Here is a 523-nt window from a genome sequence, read left to right as displayed (position 1 = left end):
TGGCTGGCTTCGATGCGGCCGCTGTTGCTGAGGCCAGCGGAAGCCTGCATCGCCAGTGCGGCGCTACTGCCGATGTTGTTGCGGTTGTCGATCGCCGCGCTGCTGGACGTGAGCTACCACCTGCCGCTGGCCTTGAACCTGGTGCTGGCGCTGGGCTTCGGCCTGGGGATGGGGCTCTTGAACGGCTACCTGACCGCCTACCTGGGCATCCCTTCCTTCATCGTCGGCCTGGGCGGAATGCTGGCCTTCCGCGGCATCCTGCTGGGCATTACCGGTGGCCTGACCATCGCCCCGGTCTCGGACAACATGGTCTACCTGGGCCAGGGTTACTTGCCGCCGCAGATCGGTGCCGCGCTGGGCATTGCCCTGTTCGTGCTGGCGCTGGCGCTGACCTGGATGAGCCGCGTCAACCGCAGCCGTCACGGCCTGCCGCTGGCGGCGCTGTGGCGCGACGGCTTGAAGGTGGCAATCATCGGCGCCGTGCTGCTGGCCTTCGTACGCACGCTCAACAGCTATGACGGCA

General features: G+C 67.1%; 1 protein-coding gene. It reads left to right on the top strand.

Annotated elements, in window-relative coordinates; all coding sequences use genetic code 11:
• Positions 1-72: 72 nt before the first annotated feature.
• Positions 73-523 (top strand): ABC transporter permease subunit (locus tag I5W_RS08205; RefSeq protein WP_441294720.1); only part of this gene is annotated, 451 nt, incomplete at its 3' end.

Origin of the sequence: Herbaspirillum sp. B65, from assembly GCF_000333555.1 — a bacterium.
GTDB classification, from domain to species: domain Bacteria; phylum Pseudomonadota; class Gammaproteobacteria; order Burkholderiales; family Burkholderiaceae_D; genus Herbaspirillum; species Herbaspirillum rubrisubalbicans.
This window is presented reverse-complemented; position numbering and strand designations above follow the sequence as displayed.